This window comes from Streptomyces macrolidinus, assembly GCF_023887685.1.
Lineage (GTDB): Bacteria > Actinomycetota > Actinomycetes > Streptomycetales > Streptomycetaceae > Streptomyces > Streptomyces macrolidinus.
Genome location: NZ_JAMWMR010000023.1, coordinates 77,484 through 94,693, shown reverse-complemented (window position 1 = coordinate 94,693; position 17,210 = coordinate 77,484). Strand labels below are relative to the sequence as shown.

Sequence of the window (17,210 nt, the reverse complement as noted above, 5' to 3'; positions counted from 1 at the left end):
GGTCGTGCGGCGGCGGGTCTCCGAGGGCGCCGGGCGCGGGGCTACGGTGGGGGCCGTGACGGATGTACGGCGCGCCGGTGAGCGCTACCGCGGCGGGGACCCGGCGGCCGGGATCGAGTCCCTGTACGCCTTCAGCTTCGGACCGCACTACGACCCGGACAACCTCCGCTTCGGGGCGCTGGTCGCCTGCAACGAGAAGCGGCTGGCCCCCGGCGCGGGCTTCGACGAGCACCCGCACAGCCATACGGAGATCGTCACCTGGGTGGTGGAGGGCGAGCTGACCCACCGCGACTCCACGGGCCGCACGTCGGTGATCCGCCCCGGCGACGTCCAGTACCTGAGCGCGGCGAGCGGCGTCCGCCATGTGGAACGCAACGACGGCGAGGCCCCGCTGGTCTTCCTCCAGATGTGGCTGACCCCGACGACCCCGACCAGCGCCCCGACGTACGACGTCGTCCACGACCTCGCGGACTCGACTCCGTACGCGGTCCCCCGAGCGGGAGCCACGCTCCATGTACGCCGCCTCCAGGCGGGGGAGCGGACGGAGGTGCCGGGCGCCGCGCATGTGTACGTCCATGTCGTACGAGGTGAAGTGCGGCTGGGCGGTGAGGAGTTGAGGTCGGGTGACGCGGCGCGGATCATGGGTGCCGAGGGGGATGTGGAGTTGCGGGCGGTGACGGGGGCGGAGGTGCTGGTGTGGGAGATGAGCGGGTAAGGGGGCAGGTCCGCTGCGACCGGTATGGCTGACGCGCTGATGCAAAGCGGTGGCCCATAACATCCGCGCCATATAGCATCCGTGTTATGTACGGTGAGCGCTACACCATCGAGATCGAACCCGAGGTTCGCCTCTGGCTGGAGAACATCCCCGCCCACCACTACGTCATAGTCGAGCAGAAGGTCGATCGGCTCGCAGTGAGCGCCACCACGCTGGGTGAGCCCTATACGCGCCACCTCGGAGGCAAGCTTCGCGAACTGCGCTTCGATCTCGACGGCAATGCCCAGCGCCTTACCTACTGGGTGGCTCCCGGTCGGCGCATCGTGTTCCTGACCGTGTTCCGCAAGGCCAAGATGCGGGAGACGGCAGAGGTGCAACGAGCTCAGGCCGCCCAGGCCATCTGCGAGGCTCGTCATGAACCGGCCGGAGAGCACACCGTCTACAGTCGCGACATCAAGGAGGAACTGCGATGAACCACGCCGAGTGGAAGACCCGCCGCCACCGTAAGCTCCTGGGTGAGGCGGTCGAGGGCGACTTCGAGTACGACCGTCTCTACGAAGAGGCCGAGCTGGCGCATGACCTTGGTCAGATGGTCTACGACCGGCGTACCGCCTTGGGGCTGTCCCAGACGGAACTCGCGGAACGCTGTGGCATGAAGCAGCCTCAGATCTCCCGCATCGAAGGCGGTGGAACCGTCCCGACGATTCCCCTTCTACGACGCCTCGCCCGTGCCCTCGACGCCGACCTGACGATCAACCTCACCCCTCACGGCAACGCCGCCTGAGCCGTCACGCCGTGCGCAGTTCCTTCAGCACCGCGTCCGTGAAGACCGGCCACGCCTCGATCGCCCACGGGCCGAACGCGCGGTCCGTCAGGGTGACGCAGGCGGCCTCCGCGGCCGGGTCGATCCACAGGAACGTGCCTGCCTGGCCGAAGTGGCCGAAGGTGCGGGGGGAGGACGAACTGCCCGTCCAGTGTGGGGACTTGGCGTTGCGGATCTCGAAGCCGAGGCCCCAGTCGTTGGGGTTCTGGTGGCCGTAGCCGGGCAGGACGCCCTTCGTGCCGGGGTACTGGACCGTCATCGCCTCGGCCACCGTGCGCGCGTCCAACAGGCGCGGTGCCTGGACCTCGGCCACGAAGCGCGCCAGGTCCGCGACCGTGGAGACGCCGTCCTTGGCGGGTGAGCCGTCCAGGCTCGTCGAGGTCATGCCCAGCGGTTCCAGGACCGCCTGGCGGGCGTACTCGGCGAACGGGATGTCCGTCGCCTTCGCCACATGATCGCCCAGCACCTCGAAGCCCGTGTTGGAGTACAGCCGCCGCTCGCCGGGCGCCGACATCACCCGGTGCTCGTCGAACGCGAGCCCGGAGGTATGGGCGAGGAGATGGCGGACCGTGGCGCCGGGCGGCCCCGCGGGCTCGTCCAGCTCGATCGCCCCCTCCTCGTACGCGACGAGCACCGCGTACGCGGCGAGCGGCTTGGTGACCGACGCCAGCGGGAAGCGATGGCCGACCGGGCCGTGTGTACCGGACACGGTGCCGTCCGCGCGGACCACCGCCGTCGCGGCGGTGGGGACGGGCCAGTTCTCGATCAGCGCCAGGCTCTGCAGGGACATGGACACGAGCCTATGCGGCTCACAGCTCCAGCCGCATCGAGGGGTCCGGCTTGCGGACGAAGCCCAGCGACGCGTACAGCGGCTCGGCCTCGGCGGAGGCGTTCAGATCGACCTGGCGCACGTCCTGCTCCCGGAACCAGTCCAGCAGGGTCTCCATACAGGCGCGGGCGTACCCCCGGCGGCGCGCGTCGGGGTCGGTCGCGACGCTGAAGACGTACCCCACCCGCCCTTGCGGATTGCCCTTCCGCCCGATCCGGTACTCGACCGTCCCGGCCGCCAGCGCCGCCAGCGCGCCCAGCCGCTGCGGATGGTCGACCACGAACGCCGCGAAGCCGCCGTCCGGATCGGCGAGCCGGTCGCGCATGGTCGGCAGGGACTCGGCCTGCCACTCGGTGGAGTTCGCGGCGTGCACGGAATCCAGCATCACCTGGCGCAGGCGCAGCACTTCTTCGGCGTCCTCGGGCACGGCCCGTCGTACAAGACTCATGACCGCCACGCTAATCGGCCCGCCCGGCAGAGGCTCGTCAATTCCTTCCCGTCCCGCTTGCTTCGAGTGCACTCCAACCTCCTAGCGTGGAAGGCATGACGGTGACGCAGACCCCTGCCGTGGCCCTTGAGGACGACACCCCGCACGTACCGCCCGCCCGTACCGACATCCGCTCCACCCCGCCCCGGCCGCACCCGCGTCCCGACGGGCAGGACCGCTACACGATCAGCGAGGTCGCCGCCCGCACCGGGCTGACGGCGCACACCCTGCGCTGGTACGAGCGGATCGGGCTGATGCCGCACATCGACCGCTCCCACACCGGTCAGCGCCGCTACACCAACCGCGACCTGGACTGGCTCGACTTCGTCGGCAAGCTCCGGCTGACCGGGATGCCGGTCGCCGACATGGTCCGGTACGCGGAGCTGGTGCGCGAGGGCGAGAGCACCTACGACGCGCGGCGCGACCTGCTGGAGGCGACCCGCCGGGACGTCCTGGCCCGGGTCGGCGAACTTCAGGACACGCTCGCGGTACTGGACCGCAAGATCAGCTTCTACGCGGGGGCGGGATGCCGCTGCGAGACGGAGAGGACGGCCACTCGATGAACGACAGCAGGATGGCGACGGTACGACTCGGCGAGAGCGGCCCCGAGGTCGGTGTGCAGGGCCTCGGCTGCATGGGCATGAGCTTCGCCTACGGCCCCGCCGACGCCGAGTCGTCCCGCGCCGCGCTGGAGCGGGCGCTGGAACTGGGCGTCACGCTCTTCGACACGGCGGACCTGTACGGCGCGGGGGAGAACGAGACGTTCCTGTCGCCGTTCTTCCGGGCGCACCGGGACGAGGTGGTCATCGCGACGAAGTTCGCGTTGTCGACCGACCCGGACGACCCGACCAAGCGGATCATCCGCAACGACCCGCCCTACATCCGCCGGTGCGTCGAGGCGAGCCTGCGGCGCCTCGGCGTGGACGTGATCGACCTCTACTACATGCACCGGCGCGATGTGCACGTCCCGATCGAGGACAGTGTCGGGACCATGGCCGAGCTGGTGCGTGAGGGCAAGGTGAAGCACCTGGGCCTGAGCGAGGTCACGGCGGACGAGCTGCGCGACGCGCGGGCGGTGCATCCGATCGCCGCCGTGCAGTCGGAGTGGTCGCTGTTCAGCCGGGACATCGAGGCGCACGTGGTGCCGGCCGCCCGGGAGCTGGGCGTGGCCCTGGTGCCGTACTCGCCGCTCGGCCGCGGCTTCCTCACCGGCGCCTTCTCGAACGCCGAGGCGGACCTCACGGACCAGGACTTCCGCCGTACCCTCCCCCGCTTCACGGGGGAGAACGCGGCGGCCAACGCGGCGCTCCTGGAGCCGGTGCGGACCGTCGCGAAGGCCCATGACGCCTCGCCGGGCCAGATCGCGCTGGCCTGGGCGCAGCAGCGGGCCGCGGTGCACGGCCTCACGGTCGTGCCGATCCCGGGGACGACCAAGCGGGCGCGGGTGGAGGAGAACACGGCGGCGACGCGGATCGTGCTCACCGAGGACGAGCTGGCGCTGCTGGAGCCGATCGCCTCGCGGGTGTCGGGCGACCGCTACCCGAACATGTCGATGACCTCGGCCGGGAGGGAGTAGGGACAGGGCCCTTGAGCTGCCGACGGGGCTACAGCTCCGCCAGCAGCTCCGCCTTCTTCGACGCGAACTCCTCGTCCGTGACCAGCCCCGCCTCGTGCAGCTCCCCGAGATGCCGGATCCGCTCGGCGATGTCCGCCGGGTCCCGGCGGGGCGCGGGCACCGTGACCGGGGCGGGCACGGCGGGAGCGGGACCCGGACCGGTGGTGCGCGCCGCGGCCAGCACCGCCGCGGCGAACGGCAACGACTCGTGGACGGACCCGTACCCGAGCCCGAAGACGACGGCCGCCGGGTCCTGGTCGGGCCGGTCCGGCTGCGCGCCGCAGGCGGGCTCACGCCGCAGCAGTCGCAGATGGCCCTCGACGCCCTGCGGGGAGCGCCACGTGACCCCGCTGAGGTCGGCGACCGGGAAGTTCTGGTCGCCGGCCTTCCACTTGGCGGAGGACGCGCCCGTCGAGGACCACCGGAAGGCCACCGCCTTGCCGTCGAAGGACGCCTTCCCGTCGTAGGCCTTGAACTGCATCGGCGCCTCGGGCGGCGCGACCAGGAACCGCTCGGCGGGGGTCTCGTCGCCGTCGCCGAGCAGGAGGCGCAGTTCGCTCGCGTAGTACTCGGCGAGGCGTTCGCGGTCGGCGGGCAGGACCAGCCGATACGGGTCGCAGGACTCCTTGAGCTGTCCGTCCGCCGCCTCCATCAGCGGGTCGGCGCCGGGCCGTGGCCGCGCGTGCAGAACGACCGTTCCGCGCCTTCCGGCACTCAGTGTCACCTCCGTGATCGCCTCCAGCGGGACACGGCGTTCACCGAGTGCCTGGAACAGCCTCGGCGTGCGGATTCCCCGTTCGAAGCGGATGAGCACGGAGTCGGACTCGAACTCCCAGGCGGCATGAAATCCGGCCAGTACGTCACCCATGCGGCTCATCGTATGCGGCACGTGCTCTTCCGTCGCCTCCCCGGACAGACCGTGATGAGGGGTCTTCTACGCGCGTCGGGTCGAAGTCGTGCTCCGCGTCAGGTCCGCGCCCCGCCGGGCAGCGCGGCCCGGCAGGCGTCGTCGTCCAGGCACCGCACGGCCTGGTACGTGCCCGTGCCGATCGCGGCGAAGTTGTGCAGGCTCGTGGTGCCCGGCACGAAGTACCCGGCGTGCCCCTTCGCCCCCCGCGCCGACAGCACCCGCGCCCCGAAGCCACCGGACACCGGGTCGGCGCCGTGGCCGAGGCCCCCGACCTCCAGGTACGGCACGTCCTGGATCCAGTCGTCGGCGTCCCGCATGGCCCACACGCGGGCCGTGGTGCGCAGCCCGGCGGCGCTCTCGCTGCGCATGCCGGGGCTGCCCGCCACCGCGATGTCGGACACCCGCGCGGGCAGCCGGTGCGCGGCGACCCCGCACAGCACCGAGCCGTAGCTGTGGCAGTAGAGCTGGACCGGCGCGCGGCCGGGCAGGGCGCGCACCAGGGCGTCGAGCCGTACGGCACCCTCCTCGGCGCGCATCGCCGTGGCGGCCTCCATGCCGAGCCCGCCGGGCGCGGTGTAGTCGGCCCAGGCGATCACGGCCGTACGGGTCCGCGGGCTCGCCGCGCGCTCGGCCCCGTACAGCGACCGGGCCATGCCGACCGGCGCCGAATACGGGCGGAAGGTGCGCTGGAAGGTGAGTACATCGGTGTCCACCCCGGGGACCACGACCGAGATCCGCTGGGCCCGGTCCAGGTTCCCGAAGACCTCGGCGACGCGTCCCGTGCCCTCCGGGTCGAAGGCGAGGATCTGCCGGTGGCTCCGCATCAGCGCCTGGAAGCGCTGCATCCGGCGGTCCGCCTCCTGCTGGCCGAGGGGCGAGAGCCGGTCGTCGTGCGTCCGGGCGCGCTCGACCTCGCGCTGCTGGCCGAGGGCGACGCGGTTGGCCTGGTAGCGCAGCCGTACGGGCGCCCCGTTCATGTTGCCGACCGCGAGCGGGTAGCGGTGGGCGAGCCGGGAGCGCTGCGGGGCGCTGAGCGAGGCGAAGAAGCGGGCGAGCCTGGCCGGGCTCGCGTCCGGGGACGGCAGCCGGTGTCCGGCGATCACTCCGTGCTCCCACGCGGAGCGCGACGCCTGGAGGGGGCTTTCGCCGCGGTGGCTGTGCACAGCGGTCCAGCCGGTCGTGGCGAGCATCACGAAGACGACGCCGACCGCGAGCAGCGCGCGCCAGACGTTCAGTTGTGGGGAGCTGTCGAAGGAAGTCACTGGAAGGACACACTAGGAGAACGAGAGTGTCTCGCGTTAACCGAGTGACCGATATCACGTTTCGCGTGTGCCAATTGCGGCAATTCCGATGCGGCTTGTGCCCGCACGCGTCACCCGCTCCTCAGCCGGTCCGCCACTTCTGCGCCAGCGCGGGCCCCACCGCGTCGAGATGGCAGGCGGTCAGCTCGCGCATCGAGGCGGGGCTGTTGTCGTCGCCGCAGCTCCACAGGCGTTTCGTGACGCGCAGTACGCCACAGAACACGGCCACCGCGACGCGCGGTCGCGGGTCCTTGTCCAGGTCGAGCCCCTCGCGCTCGGCGATCACCTCGGCGAGCCGCTCCTCCAGCTCCGCCGAGCGGCGCAGTTGGGTGGCGAGCAGCGCCGGGGTCGATTCGATCAACCGGCAGACGCGCAGGTGCAGTTCGGGCGGGAGGAGTTGCCCGACGACCTCGCCGAGCGCGTCCCAGACCTCCAGGACCGCCTGGCGCAGCGCCTCCAACGGCGCCTCGTGGGACGGGCGTTGGCGTACGGCGTCGAGGAACTGCGCTTCGGTGACCGACTGGGCGAAGAAGACGGCCTCCTCCTTGCCGGCGAAGTAGCGGAAGAACGTGCGCTGCGAGACATCCACGGCCTCGGCGATCTCGTCGACCGTCGTGCGCTCGTACCCTTGCGCGAGGAACAGTTCCAGGGCGGCGTGCAGCAACGCGTCCCGGGTGCGCTGCTTCTTGCGCTCACGCAGCCCCGGCCGCGACACGGTCACCATGGTTCCTCTTCCTCCGTTCGCCCAGTTCAGCCTATCGGCCGGGTGTCGTGACAGCTACCGACTCGTGAATGTGTTTGTCAAATGTCAGACGCTGTCACTAGCCTCGAACGCATGACTAGTCAGACCACCGTCGACGCGACGGAACCGGGGGACGGGGCGTCCAAGACGTCGGCGGCCCCGCTTGAGACAGCGCCGGGGCGCGGACTGCGCGGGCATCCGTGGTTCACCCTCGTCTCGGTGGCCATCGGCGTGATGATGGTCGCCCTCGACGGCACCATCGTGGCCATCGCCAACCCGGCCATCGCCAAGGACCTCGGCGCCAGCTTCGCCGACGTCCAGTGGATCACCAACGCCTACTTCCTCGCCCTCGCGGTCACGCTGATCACCGCGGGCAAGCTCGGTGACCGCTTCGGCCACCGGCAGACCTTCCTGATCGGCGTGATCGGCTTCGCCGCCGCCTCCGGTGCCATCGGCCTGTCCCACAGCATCGCCCTCGTGGTGACCTTCCGGGTCTTCCAGGGTCTGTTCGGCGCGCTGCTGATGCCGGCCGCGCTCGGCCTGCTGCGGGCCAGCTTCCCGGCCGAGAAGCTGAACATGGCGATCGGCATCTGGGGCATGGTCATCGGTGCCTCCACCGCGGGCGGCCCGATCCTCGGTGGTCTGCTCGTCCAGCACGTGAGCTGGCAGTCCGTCTTCTTCATCAACGTGCCGGTCGGTGTGCTCGCGCTCGTCCTCGGCCTGGTGATCCTCACCGACCACCGCGCCGAGAACGCCCCGCGCTCCTTCGACCTGGTCGGCATCGTGCTGCTGTCGGGCGCCATGTTCTGCCTCGTCTGGGCGCTCATCAAGGCCCCGGCCTGGCACTGGGGCAGCAGCAAGACCTGGCTGTTCATCATCCTGGCCGTCGTGGCCTTCGTCGCCTTCTCCCTCTGGGAGACGAAGGTGAAGGAGCCGCTGATCCCGCTCGGGCTGTTCCGCTCGGTGCCGCTGTCGGCGGGCGTCGTGCTGATGGTCCTCATGGCCATCGCCTTCATGGGCGGCCTGTTCTTCGTGACCTTCTACTTGCAGAACGTCCATGGGATGAGCCCGGTCAAGGCGGGTCTGCACCTGCTGCCGTTGACCGGCATGATGATCGTCGGCTCCCCGCTCGCGGGCGCCGTGATCACCAAGGCGGGCCCGCGGATCCCGCTGGCCGGCGGCATGGTCCTCACCGCGGTCGCCATGTTCGGCATGTCCAAGCTGGACACGGACACGGGCAGCCCCGTCATGTCGCTCTGGTTCGCTCTGCTCGGCCTCGGCCTCGCCCCCGTGATGGTCGGCGCCACCGAGGTCATCGTGGGCAACGCGCCGATGGAGCTGTCCGGTGTCGCGGGCGGTCTCCAGCAGGCCGCGATGCAGATCGGCGGCAGCCTCGGTACGGCGGTCCTGGGCGCGGTGATGGCCTCCCGCGTCGACAGCGACCTCCCGGGCAACTGGGCCGACGCCAAGTTGCCGCCGCTCGGCCCGGAACAGCTCGACAAGGTCTCCGAGGCGGTCCAGGTGGGGGTCGCCCCGGTGCCGAAGGGCACTCCGGCCCCGCTCGCCGAGACCATCACGAAGGTCGCGCACGACACGTTCATCTCCGGGATGAGCCTGGCCTGCCTGGTCGCCGCCGGGGTCGCGGCGGTCGCGGTCCTGGTCGCGCTGCTCACCAAGCGAGGCGCGAACGCGGAGGCGGGCGGCGCGGGCGCCGGGCACATCTGACGCCCCGGGACAGCGCCCTCGGACCTCCGACGCCCCCGGATGTCCGACGCCCCGGGATCCGGCCGACGTCACTCATGAGAGTGAAGACGCTCAAGATCCCTCCCCTCCCACGCGCGCCGCAGGCAACAGTGGGCACGTCCTTCGCACGGCACGGCACCGCCGCACACCGGAGGACGGCCGGACTGTGCGCGCTGCCGGAGGGGGGCAGCGTGCGGGCAGATCCCCCACACCGGCATGCCGAAGGGCGGCGGAGCGAGAAGCTCCGCCGCCCTTCACTGTTCCGCCCGTGAGGCTTACGCGTCGCCGCCCGCCGCGCCCGGGTCGGCCGCGTTCACATCGAGCAGCCGGTAATGGTCTATGGCCTGCTTCAGCACCGAGCGGTCGACGCGGCCCGCCTTGGCCAGCTCGCTGAGCACCGCGACCACGATCGACTGCGCGTCGATGTGGAAGAAGCGGCGCGCCGCACCGCGCGTGTCCGCGAAGCCGAAGCCGTCCGCGCCCAGGGACTGATAGGCCCCCGGCACCCAGCGCGCGATCTGGTCCGGAACCGAGCGCATCCAGTCGGACACGGCCACGAACGGACCCTCGGCCCCGCTCAGCTTCCGCGTCACATACGGCACCCGCTGCTCCTCCTCGGGGTGCAGCAGGTTGTGCCGCTCGACCTCGACGGCCTCGCGCCGCAGCTCGTTCCAGGACGTCGCCGACCAGACGTCGGCCCGTACGTCCCACTCCTCGGCGAGGATCCGCTGCGCTTCGAGCGCCCAGGGAACCGCCACACCGGAGGCCATGATCTGCGCCGGTACGGCGCCCGACGTGCCCTCGCTGATGCGGTGGATGCCCTTGAGGATGCCCTCGACGTCCACGTTCGCCGGCTCGGCGGGGTGCCGGATCGGCTCGTTGTAGACGGTGAGGTAGTAGAACACGTCCTCGCCGTGCGGGTGTTCGGCCGAGGAGCCGTACATCCGGCGCAGACCGTCCTGCACGATGTGCGCGATCTCGTAGCCGTACGCCGGGTCGTACGCCACGCACGCCGGGTTGGTCGAGGCCAGCAACTGCGACTGGCCGTCCGCGTGCTGCAGGCCCTCGCCGGTCAGCGTCGTACGACCGGCGGTCGCGCCCAGGACGAAGCCGCGCGCGAGTTGGTCGGCCATCTGCCAGAACTGGTCGCCCGTGCGCTGGAAGCCGAACATCGAGTAGAAGACGTACACCGGGATGAGCGGCTCGCCGTGCGTGGCGTACGCCGAACCCGCCGCCATCAGCGACGCCGTGCAGCCCGCCTCGGAGATGCCGTCGTGCAGCATCTGGCCGGTGGGCGACTCCTTGTACGCGAGCAGCAGCTCACGGTCCACGGCCTCGTACTGCTGGCCGAGCGGGTTGTAGATCTTGGCGCTCGGGAAGAACGAGTCCATGCCGAAGGTGCGGTACTCGTCGGGCGCGATCAGCACGAACCGCTTGCCGATCTCCTTGTCCCGCAGCAGGTCCTTCAGCAGCCGCACGAACGCCATGGTCGTGGCGATCGACTGCTGGCCCGTGCCCTTCTTCACGCCCGCGTAGGTCGCGTCGTCCGGCAGCCGCAGCGCCTTGGACCGCACGACGCGCGTCGGGACGTACCCGCCGAGCGCCCGGCGGCGGTCGTGCATGTACTGGATCTCCTCCGAGTCCCGGCCCGGGTGGTAGTAGGGCGGCAGGCCCGACTCCAGCTCCTTGTCGGAGATCGGCAGATGCAGCCGGTCGCGGAAGTGCTTGAGGTCGGAGACCGTCAGCTTCTTCATCTGGTGCGTCGCGTTGCGGCCCTCGAAGTTGGGCCCGAGGGTCCAGCCCTTGACCGTCTTGGCCAGGATCACCGTCGGCTGGCCCTTGTGCGCCTTGGCCGCCGAGAACGCCGCGAAGATCTTCCGGTGGTCGTGACCGCCGCGGCCCAGGTGCAGGATCTGGTCGTCGGTCATGTCCTCGACCATCGCGCGCAGCCGGTGGTCGTCACCGAAGAAGTGGTCGCGGATGTAGGCACCGGACTCGGTCGCGTACGTCTGGAACTGGCCGTCCGGCGTGATGTTCATCTTGTTGACCAGGATCCCGTCCCGGTCCTGCGCCAGCAGCGGGTCCCAGGAGCGGTCCCAGATCAGCTTGATCACGTTCCAGCCGGCGCCGCGGAAGACCGACTCCAGCTCCTGGATGATCTTGCCGTTGCCGCGGACCGGGCCGTCCAGGCGCTGGAGGTTGCAGTTGACCACGAAGGTCAGGTTGTCCAGCCCCTCACGGGCGGCGAGGGTGAGCTGTCCGAGCGACTCGGGCTCGTCCATCTCGCCGTCGCCGAGGAACGCCCAGACCTGGGACCGGGAGGTGTCCGCGATCCCGCGCGCCTCCATGTAGCGGTTCATCCGGGCCTGGTAGATCGCGCCGATCGGGCCGAGGCCCATGGAGACCGTCGGGAACTCCCAGAAGTCCGGCATGGAGCGCGGGTGGGGGTAGCTGGAGAGGCCGTAGGGGGCCTTGGACTTCTCCTGGCGGAAGCCGTCCAGATGCTGCTCGCCGAGGCGGTCGAGGAGGAACGCGCGCGCGTAGATACCGGGGGAGGCGTGCCCCTGGAAGAAGACCTGGTCGCCGCCGTCGCCCTCGTCCTTGCCGCGGAAGAAGTGGTTGAAGCCCACGTCGTACAGCGAGGCGGAGGAGGCGAAGGTCGCGATGTGGCCGCCGACGCCGATGCCGGGCCGCTGGGCCCGGGAGACCATGACGGCGGCGTTCCACCGGGTGGCGTTGAGGATCTTGCGCTCGATCTCCTCGTTGCCGGGGAAGAACGGCTCGTCCCGGGTCGCGATGGTGTTGACGTAGTCCGTGCTGCGCATCTCGGGCACGGCCACGCGCTTCTCGCGCGCGCGCTCGATCAGACGGAGCATCAGATAGCGGGCCCGCTCACGGCCGCGCTCGTCCACGGCGGCGTCGAGGGAGTCGAGCCACTCCTTGGTTTCCTCGGGATCGAAGTCAGGAACCTGACTCGGAAGGCCGCCAATGATGATCGGATTGCGATCGGATCCGGAAGCCACGCTGTTCCTTACCTGTCAGAGGGCCACTGGCCACTGTCCGTGTGCCTTGGTCATGTGCCTGCGCCGCTCCCATCGTGTACCTCGGGGGAGCAAACGTCATCTCTACTGTGAAGTAACCCGCCGGGCCCATGGCCTCCGGGGCGGGCCGGACCAAAACGCAACGATACGCTCAGGCTGTGACGTGTTCCGCAAAGTCGTTCGGTTCTCGCATGGCCAGAGGGTTCCGAAATACGCAAATCGGGCAGAATGGTGTGGTGTGCATCACGCTGGGGCGCGATACGGTGCCTGGAGTTGCGGCGACACGGCCAGGATCGTCACCGTTTTGGCGGTCTGAACGGCCGGGTACTTGCGCGATCCGCCCCGCCCGTGTGGACTACGGCCAATGCTTCGCGTACGCGCGTGGCTGAGATTCCCCCGCGTTCTGAAGGAGCGAGGGGGGACATCCCCATCCAAGACATGATCAGGAGGCAACCCGTGAGCGCGACCGCGGACCACGCGGAGGAGCGGACGAACCCTGCCGCGAGGCTGGGGTTCCAGCCCGAGCAGGTGGTCCAGGAGATCGGCTACGACGACGACGTCGACCAGGAGCTCCGCGAGGCCATTGAAGAGATCATCGGCAGCGAGCTCGTCGACGAGGAATACGACGACGTCGCCGATGCCGTGGTGCTGTGGTTCCGCGACGAGGACGGCGACCTGACGGATGCGTTGGTGGACGCCATCACGTACATCGAGGAAGGTGGCTCGATCCTGCTCCTGACGCCGAAGACCGGCCGTACGGGCTATGTGGAGCCGAGCGAGATCTCCGAAGCCTCGACGACAGCGGGCCTGTCCGCGTCCAAGAGCGTCAGCGTGGGCAAGGACTGGAGCGGCTCCCGGCTGGTGACGCCGAAGGCGGCGAAGTCCAAGCGGTGACGCTTGGCAGAACACCGTGACCACCGGACGGGCTGACGGCGATCAGCCCGTCCGGTGGGCTGCTGTGGCCGCTGCGTAGGGTGGTTCCCACCCGAATCAGTCCCACCCGAAGGGATGCAGGACCATGGCGATCCAGGTCGGCGACAAGGCCCCCGACTTCGAACTCAAGGACAACCACGGCGCGACCGTGCGGCTCGCGGACTACCGCGGCCACAAGAACGTGGTGCTGCTCTTCTACCCGTTCGCCTTCACCGGCGTGTGCACCGGCGAGCTGTGCGCGCTGCGCGACAACCTCCCGGCGTTCGTCAACGACGACACCCAGTTGCTCGCCGTCTCCAACGACTCGATCCACTCCCTGCGCGTCTTCGCCGAGCAGGAGGGTCTGGAGTACCCCCTGCTGTCCGACTTCTGGCCGCACGGCGAGGTGTCGCGCGCCTACGGCGTCTTCGCCGAGGACAAGGGCTGCGCGGTGCGCGGGACCTTCATCATCGACAAGGAGGGCGTCGTGCGCTGGAGCGTGCTCAACGACCTTCCGGACGCCCGTGACCTGAACGAGTACGTCAAGGCGCTCGACACCCTGTGACCGGTTCGTTCCCAACGCCTGCGAGGTGCGGGAACCCGTCAGTAGGATCGAGACGTTGATCCGATACCAACGCACGACGGGGCTCCCCGCCCCCGGACATCAATGGAGGACTCGTGGGAGTCAGCCTCAGCAAGGGCGGCAACGTTTCGCTGACCAAGGAGGCCCCCGGCCTGACCGCGGTCCTGGTCGGTCTGGGCTGGGACGTGCGCACCACGACCGGCACGGACTTCGACCTCGACGCCAGCGCCCTGCTGCTGAACGCGACGGGCAAGGTCGGCAGTGACCAGAACTTCGTGTTCTTCAACAACCTGAAGAGCCCGGACGGTTCGGTGGAGCACACCGGCGACAACCTCACGGGTGAGGGCGAGGGTGACGACGAGGTCGTCAAGGTCAACCTCGCTGCGGTCCCCGCCGACGTCGAGAAGATCGTCTTCCCGGTCTCGATCTACGACGCCGAGAACCGCCAGCAGTCCTTCGGCCAGGTGCGCAACGCGTTCATCCGCGTGGTGAACCAGGCCAACCAGCAGGAGATCGCCCGCTACGACCTCAGCGAGGACGCCTCCACGGAGACCGCCATGGTCTTCGGCGAGCTGTACCGCCACGGTGAGGAGTGGAAGTTCCGCGCCATCGGCCAGGGTTACGCCTCGGGGCTGCGCGGTATCGCGCAGGACTTCGGCGTCAACGTCTGAGCCGACAGCATCCCGTCGTCCGGCGCCGCACCTTCACGGGGCGGCGCCGGACGCGCAGGGGCCGCCGGGGCCCTACCCCGGCACCGCCGGGGGCTGCCGTCCCCGGCCACCGGGGGAGAAGCCAAGTACCCCCGGATCACGGGGGCCTTGGCGGCCCCCGACACGACGTAAGCAGCTCGGGGAGGACAGCAACATGGGCGTCACGCTCGCCAAGGGAGGCAATGTCTCTCTGTCCAAGGCGGCACCGAACCTCACGCAGGTCATGATCGGCCTCGGCTGGGACGCGCGCTCCACCACGGGAGCCCCCTTCGACCTCGACGCCAGCGCGCTGATGTGCGGCGGCGGCCGGGTCCTCGGCGATGAATGGTTCATCTTCTACAACCAACTCAAGAGCCCCGACGGCTCGGTGGAGCACACCGGCGACAACCTCACGGGTGAGGGCGAGGGCGACGACGAGACGATCCTGATCGATCTCGCCAAGGTCCCGCCCCAGTGCGACAAGATCGTCTTCCCGGTCTCCATTCACCTGGCGGACGAGCGCGGCCAGACCTTCGGGCAGGTCAGCAACGCGTTCATCCGTGTTCTCAACCAGGCCGACGGCCAGGAACTCGCGCGCTACGACCTCAGCGAGGACGCGTCCTCGGAAACGGCCATGATCTTCGGCGAGGTCTACCGCTACGGCGACGAATGGAAGTTCCGCGCGGTAGGTCAAGGCTATGCCTCCGGACTTCGCGGCATCGCTCTAGACTTTGGAGTCAATGTTTCGTAAAGCCGGGGACGGCGATACGGGGGACGGTCTCCCTCAGGCTCCGCTTGAGGGGACCCCCACCATACGGATTGGGTAACCAGTGGTTCTGAAAACCTTCGGCTGGTCGTTCGCGGTCACCGCGCTCGGCCTGGCCGCAGCGGTCCTCTACGGGGGGTGGACCGCCTTCGGTATCGTGGCGATCCTCTCCGTGCTGGAGGTCTCGCTCTCCTTCGACAACGCGGTGGTCAACGCCGGGGTCCTGAAGAAGATGAATGCCTTCTGGCAGAAGATCTTCCTCACTGTGGGTGTGCTCATCGCGGTCTTCGGTATGCGACTGGTCTTCCCCGTCGTGATCGTCGCCGTCACGGCGAAGAAGAGCCCGATCGACGCGGTCAATCTGGCCCTCACGGACAAGGACCAGTACCAGCAGCTCGTCACCGACGCCCACCCGGCGATCGCCGCGTTCGGCGGAATGTTCCTGTTGATGATCTTCCTTGACTTCATCTTCGAGGAACGGGACATCCAGTGGCTGCGCTGGATAGAGCGCCCGCTCGCCAAGCTCGGCAAGGTCGACATGCTGTCGGTCTGCATCGCGCTGGTCGTCCTGCTGATCTCGTCCATGACCTTCGCCGTCCACGCCCACCAGCACGGCGGCGCCCATGTCGACAAGGCACAGACGGTCCTGATCTCCGGTATCGCCGGTCTGATCACGTATCTCGTCGTCGGCGGTCTCTCCGGCTTCTTCGAGAACCGGCTGGAGGAAGAGGAGGAGCGCGAACACGAGGAAGAGGAAGAGGCCAAGCGGACCGGCAAGAAGCCGTCGGCGGTGCTGCTCGCCGGCAAGGCCGCGTTCTTCATGTTCCTCTACCTGGAGGTCCTGGACGCCTCGTTCTCCTTCGACGGCGTGATCGGTGCCTTCGCCATCACCAACGACATCGTCCTGATGGCGCTCGGCCTCGGTATCGGCGCCATGTACGTCCGTTCGCTGACGGTCTACCTGGTCCGCCAGGGCACCCTCGACGACTACGTCTACCTGGAGCACGGCGCGCATTACGCGATCGGCGCGCTCGCCCTGATCCTTCTCGTCACCATCCAGTACCAGATCCACGAGGTCATCACCGGTCTCGTCGGTGTCGTCCTGATCGCCTGGTCGTTCTGGTCCTCGGTCCGCCGTAACCGCGCGCTGGCCGCGGCGGAGGGAAAAGCGGTGACCTCGGACGAGGGGACTGAGGTCTCGTCCGGGGTGTGACGACCCCTGGGGGGAGGAAGCCTCTGAGCGGGGCGGTCGCGAGGATGCGTCCTCGGTGACCGCCCCGCGGTTGTCGAACGGGAGAAGCAGGGGGCCGACATGGGCTTGTGGGACGGCGTGTGGCGCGGGAAGACGACGGACTTCGACTCGGGCAGCGCGGCGACCAACGCCATCGAGATGACCAAGCGGAACCACCGCGTCTCGCTCACCAAACAGGGCGCGGCGACGGGCAATCTGCGCATCAACCTGTCGTGGCGGATGCGGACATCGGACATCGGCAGCGGCGGCGCGCGGGGCGGTCTGCTGCGCCACCCGCTGCGGATGTTCACCCCGGAGGTCGTGCAGGCGCACACCCAGAGCATGGTCAACGTCGACCTCGACCTCGGAGTCATGTACGAGATGGAGGACGGCTCGAAGGGTGTGGTGCAGCCGCTCGGCGACTTCCTCGGCGAACTCAACGAGCCGCCCTACATCAAGCTCAGCGGCGACGACCGGTTCGGCTCCGGCACCGGCGAGACGATCTTCGTCAATCTCGACCACCGGGACGACTTCAAGCGGCTGCTGGTCTTCGTCTACATCTACGACCAGACGCCCGCGTTCGACCGTACGCACGCCGTCGTCACGCTGTATCCGAGCAGTGGCCCGCGCATCGAGATCGGCCTCGACGAACGCCACCCGCAGGCCCGTTCCTGCGCGGTCGTCCTGATCGAGAAGGTCAAGGACGAGCTGGTCGTCCGCCGCGAGGTGAAGTTCGTCTACGGCTTCCAGGCGGAACTGGACCGGCTGTACGGATGGGGACTTCAGTGGGGCCGGGGCTACAAGTCGAAGACATGAGCGGGCT

At 69.3% G+C, this 17,210-nt stretch carries 18 protein-coding genes; 12 read left to right on the top strand and 6 right to left on the bottom strand.

Features of this window, described 5'->3' with window-relative positions:
- The first annotated feature begins 46 nt into the window (after positions 1–46).
- From NGF19_RS23110 to NGF19_RS23100, 3 genes are all read left to right on the top strand, one after another.
- A complete protein-coding gene (locus NGF19_RS23110; RefSeq protein WP_252427141.1) occupies positions 47–715 on the top strand; it encodes a pirin family protein in 669 nt (222 codons plus the stop codon).
- An 86-nt stretch (positions 716–801) separates the two neighbouring features.
- Complete coding sequence (locus NGF19_RS23105; RefSeq protein ID WP_252427106.1) at positions 802–1,188, top strand: type II toxin-antitoxin system RelE/ParE family toxin; 387 nt, start codon at positions 802–804, stop codon at positions 1,186–1,188.
- On the top strand, positions 1,185–1,499 hold the full coding sequence (locus tag NGF19_RS23100) for a helix-turn-helix domain-containing protein (RefSeq protein ID WP_252427104.1): 315 nt from the start codon (positions 1,185–1,187) through the stop codon (positions 1,497–1,499). The genes NGF19_RS23105 and NGF19_RS23100 overlap by 4 nt, the downstream gene beginning before the upstream one ends.
- Positions 1,500–1,503: 4 nt before the next feature.
- Here the strand turns inward: NGF19_RS23100 and NGF19_RS23095 are convergent, their stop codons facing one another.
- Complete coding sequence (locus NGF19_RS23095; RefSeq protein ID WP_252427102.1) at positions 1,504–2,328, bottom strand: serine hydrolase domain-containing protein; 825 nt, start codon at positions 2,326–2,328, stop codon at positions 1,504–1,506.
- Positions 2,329–2,347: 19 nt separating this feature from the next.
- The gene (locus NGF19_RS23090; protein ID WP_252427100.1) at positions 2,348–2,815 is read right to left on the bottom strand and encodes a GNAT family N-acetyltransferase; all 468 of its coding nucleotides are present in this window, start codon (positions 2,813–2,815) and stop codon (positions 2,348–2,350) included.
- Positions 2,816–2,910: 95 nt separating this feature from the next.
- Between NGF19_RS23090 and NGF19_RS23085 the strand changes: the two genes are divergently transcribed.
- A complete protein-coding gene (locus NGF19_RS23085) occupies positions 2,911–3,417 on the top strand; it encodes a MerR family transcriptional regulator (protein ID WP_252427098.1) in 507 nt (168 codons plus the stop codon).
- Positions 3,414–4,430 (top strand): aldo/keto reductase, encoded by a 1,017-nt coding sequence (locus tag NGF19_RS23080; RefSeq protein WP_252427097.1) that lies wholly within the window; start codon positions 3,414–3,416, stop codon positions 4,428–4,430. Before NGF19_RS23085 ends, NGF19_RS23080 begins: the two co-directional genes overlap by 4 nt.
- Positions 4,431–4,458: 28 nt before the next feature.
- Here NGF19_RS23080 and NGF19_RS23075 read toward each other — a convergent pair whose 3' ends face one another.
- From NGF19_RS23075 to NGF19_RS23065, 3 genes are all read right to left on the bottom strand, one after another.
- Entirely contained in the window at positions 4,459–5,337 is an 879-nt protein-coding gene (locus NGF19_RS23075) for a DUF4429 domain-containing protein (protein WP_252427096.1), read from the bottom strand.
- A 98-nt stretch (positions 5,338–5,435) separates the two neighbouring features.
- Positions 5,436–6,641, bottom strand: a complete 1,206-nt coding sequence (locus NGF19_RS23070; RefSeq protein ID WP_252427095.1) for an alpha/beta hydrolase — start codon at positions 6,639–6,641, stop codon at positions 5,436–5,438.
- Positions 6,642–6,762: 121 nt separating this feature from the next.
- On the bottom strand, positions 6,763–7,404 hold the full coding sequence (locus tag NGF19_RS23065; protein WP_252427093.1) for a TetR family transcriptional regulator: 642 nt from the start codon (positions 7,402–7,404) through the stop codon (positions 6,763–6,765).
- A gap of 111 nt (positions 7,405–7,515) precedes the next feature.
- Here NGF19_RS23065 and NGF19_RS23060 point away from each other — a divergent pair, with 111 nt between their 5' ends.
- Entirely contained in the window at positions 7,516–9,147 is a 1,632-nt protein-coding gene (locus NGF19_RS23060) for an MFS transporter (protein ID WP_252427091.1), read from the top strand.
- 293 nt (positions 9,148–9,440) lie between these two features.
- Here NGF19_RS23060 and aceE read toward each other — a convergent pair whose 3' ends face one another.
- Positions 9,441–12,188 carry a pyruvate dehydrogenase (acetyl-transferring), homodimeric type gene (gene aceE, locus NGF19_RS23055; protein ID WP_252427090.1) on the bottom strand — a complete coding sequence of 916 codons (2,748 nt, stop codon included), beginning with the start codon at positions 12,186–12,188 and terminating at the stop codon, positions 9,441–9,443.
- A 474-nt stretch (positions 12,189–12,662) separates the two neighbouring features.
- Between aceE and NGF19_RS23050 the strand changes: the two genes are divergently transcribed.
- The 6 genes from NGF19_RS23050 to NGF19_RS23025 all read left to right on the top strand — a co-directional run bounded on the left by NGF19_RS23050 (position 12,663) and on the right by NGF19_RS23025 (position 17,203).
- Positions 12,663–13,100, top strand: a complete 438-nt coding sequence (locus NGF19_RS23050) for a DUF3052 domain-containing protein (RefSeq protein WP_252427089.1) — start codon at positions 12,663–12,665, stop codon at positions 13,098–13,100.
- Positions 13,101–13,224: 124 nt separating this feature from the next.
- Complete coding sequence (locus tag NGF19_RS23045) at positions 13,225–13,683, top strand: peroxiredoxin (protein WP_252427087.1); 459 nt, start codon at positions 13,225–13,227, stop codon at positions 13,681–13,683.
- 113 nt (positions 13,684–13,796) lie between these two features.
- Positions 13,797–14,372, top strand: a complete 576-nt coding sequence (locus NGF19_RS23040) for a TerD family protein (protein ID WP_252427086.1) — start codon at positions 13,797–13,799, stop codon at positions 14,370–14,372.
- 193 nt (positions 14,373–14,565) lie between these two features.
- On the top strand, positions 14,566–15,141 hold the full coding sequence (locus NGF19_RS23035) for a TerD family protein (protein ID WP_252427084.1): 576 nt from the start codon (positions 14,566–14,568) through the stop codon (positions 15,139–15,141).
- 79 nt (positions 15,142–15,220) lie between these two features.
- Positions 15,221–16,369 carry a DUF475 domain-containing protein gene (locus NGF19_RS23030; protein ID WP_252427083.1) on the top strand — a complete coding sequence of 383 codons (1,149 nt, stop codon included), beginning with the start codon at positions 15,221–15,223 and terminating at the stop codon, positions 16,367–16,369.
- A 99-nt stretch (positions 16,370–16,468) separates the two neighbouring features.
- On the top strand, positions 16,469–17,203 hold the full coding sequence (locus tag NGF19_RS23025) for a TerD family protein (protein ID WP_252427082.1): 735 nt from the start codon (positions 16,469–16,471) through the stop codon (positions 17,201–17,203).
- The last annotated feature ends 7 nt before the right edge of the window (positions 17,204–17,210 follow it).

Excerpts from the sequence above, each read along its gene's own strand:
- NGF19_RS23045 (WP_252427087.1), top strand. The coding sequence starts at position 13,225 with ATGGCGATCCAGGTCGGCGACAAGGCCCCCGACTTCGAACTCAAGGAC.
- NGF19_RS23035 (WP_252427084.1), top strand. The coding sequence starts at position 14,566 with ATGGGCGTCACGCTCGCCAAGGGAGGCAATGTCTCTCTGTCCAAGGCG.
- NGF19_RS23085 (WP_252427098.1), top strand. The coding sequence starts at position 2,911 with ATGACGGTGACGCAGACCCCTGCCGTGGCCCTTGAGGACGACACCCCG.
- NGF19_RS23095 (WP_252427102.1), bottom strand. The coding sequence starts at position 2,328 with ATGTCCCTGCAGAGCCTGGCGCTGATCGAGAACTGGCCCGTCCCCACC.
- NGF19_RS23105 (WP_252427106.1), top strand. The coding sequence starts at position 802 with ATGTACGGTGAGCGCTACACCATCGAGATCGAACCCGAGGTTCGCCTC.
- NGF19_RS23060 (WP_252427091.1), top strand. The coding sequence starts at position 7,516 with ATGACTAGTCAGACCACCGTCGACGCGACGGAACCGGGGGACGGGGCG.
- NGF19_RS23100 (WP_252427104.1), top strand. The coding sequence starts at position 1,185 with ATGAACCACGCCGAGTGGAAGACCCGCCGCCACCGTAAGCTCCTGGGT.
- NGF19_RS23065 (WP_252427093.1), bottom strand. The coding sequence starts at position 7,404 with ATGGTGACCGTGTCGCGGCCGGGGCTGCGTGAGCGCAAGAAGCAGCGC.
- NGF19_RS23075 (WP_252427096.1), bottom strand. The coding sequence starts at position 5,337 with ATGGGTGACGTACTGGCCGGATTTCATGCCGCCTGGGAGTTCGAGTCC.
- NGF19_RS23080 (WP_252427097.1), top strand. The coding sequence starts at position 3,414 with ATGAACGACAGCAGGATGGCGACGGTACGACTCGGCGAGAGCGGCCCC.
- NGF19_RS23090 (WP_252427100.1), bottom strand. The coding sequence starts at position 2,815 with ATGAGTCTTGTACGACGGGCCGTGCCCGAGGACGCCGAAGAAGTGCTG.
- NGF19_RS23025 (WP_252427082.1), top strand. The coding sequence starts at position 16,469 with ATGGGCTTGTGGGACGGCGTGTGGCGCGGGAAGACGACGGACTTCGAC.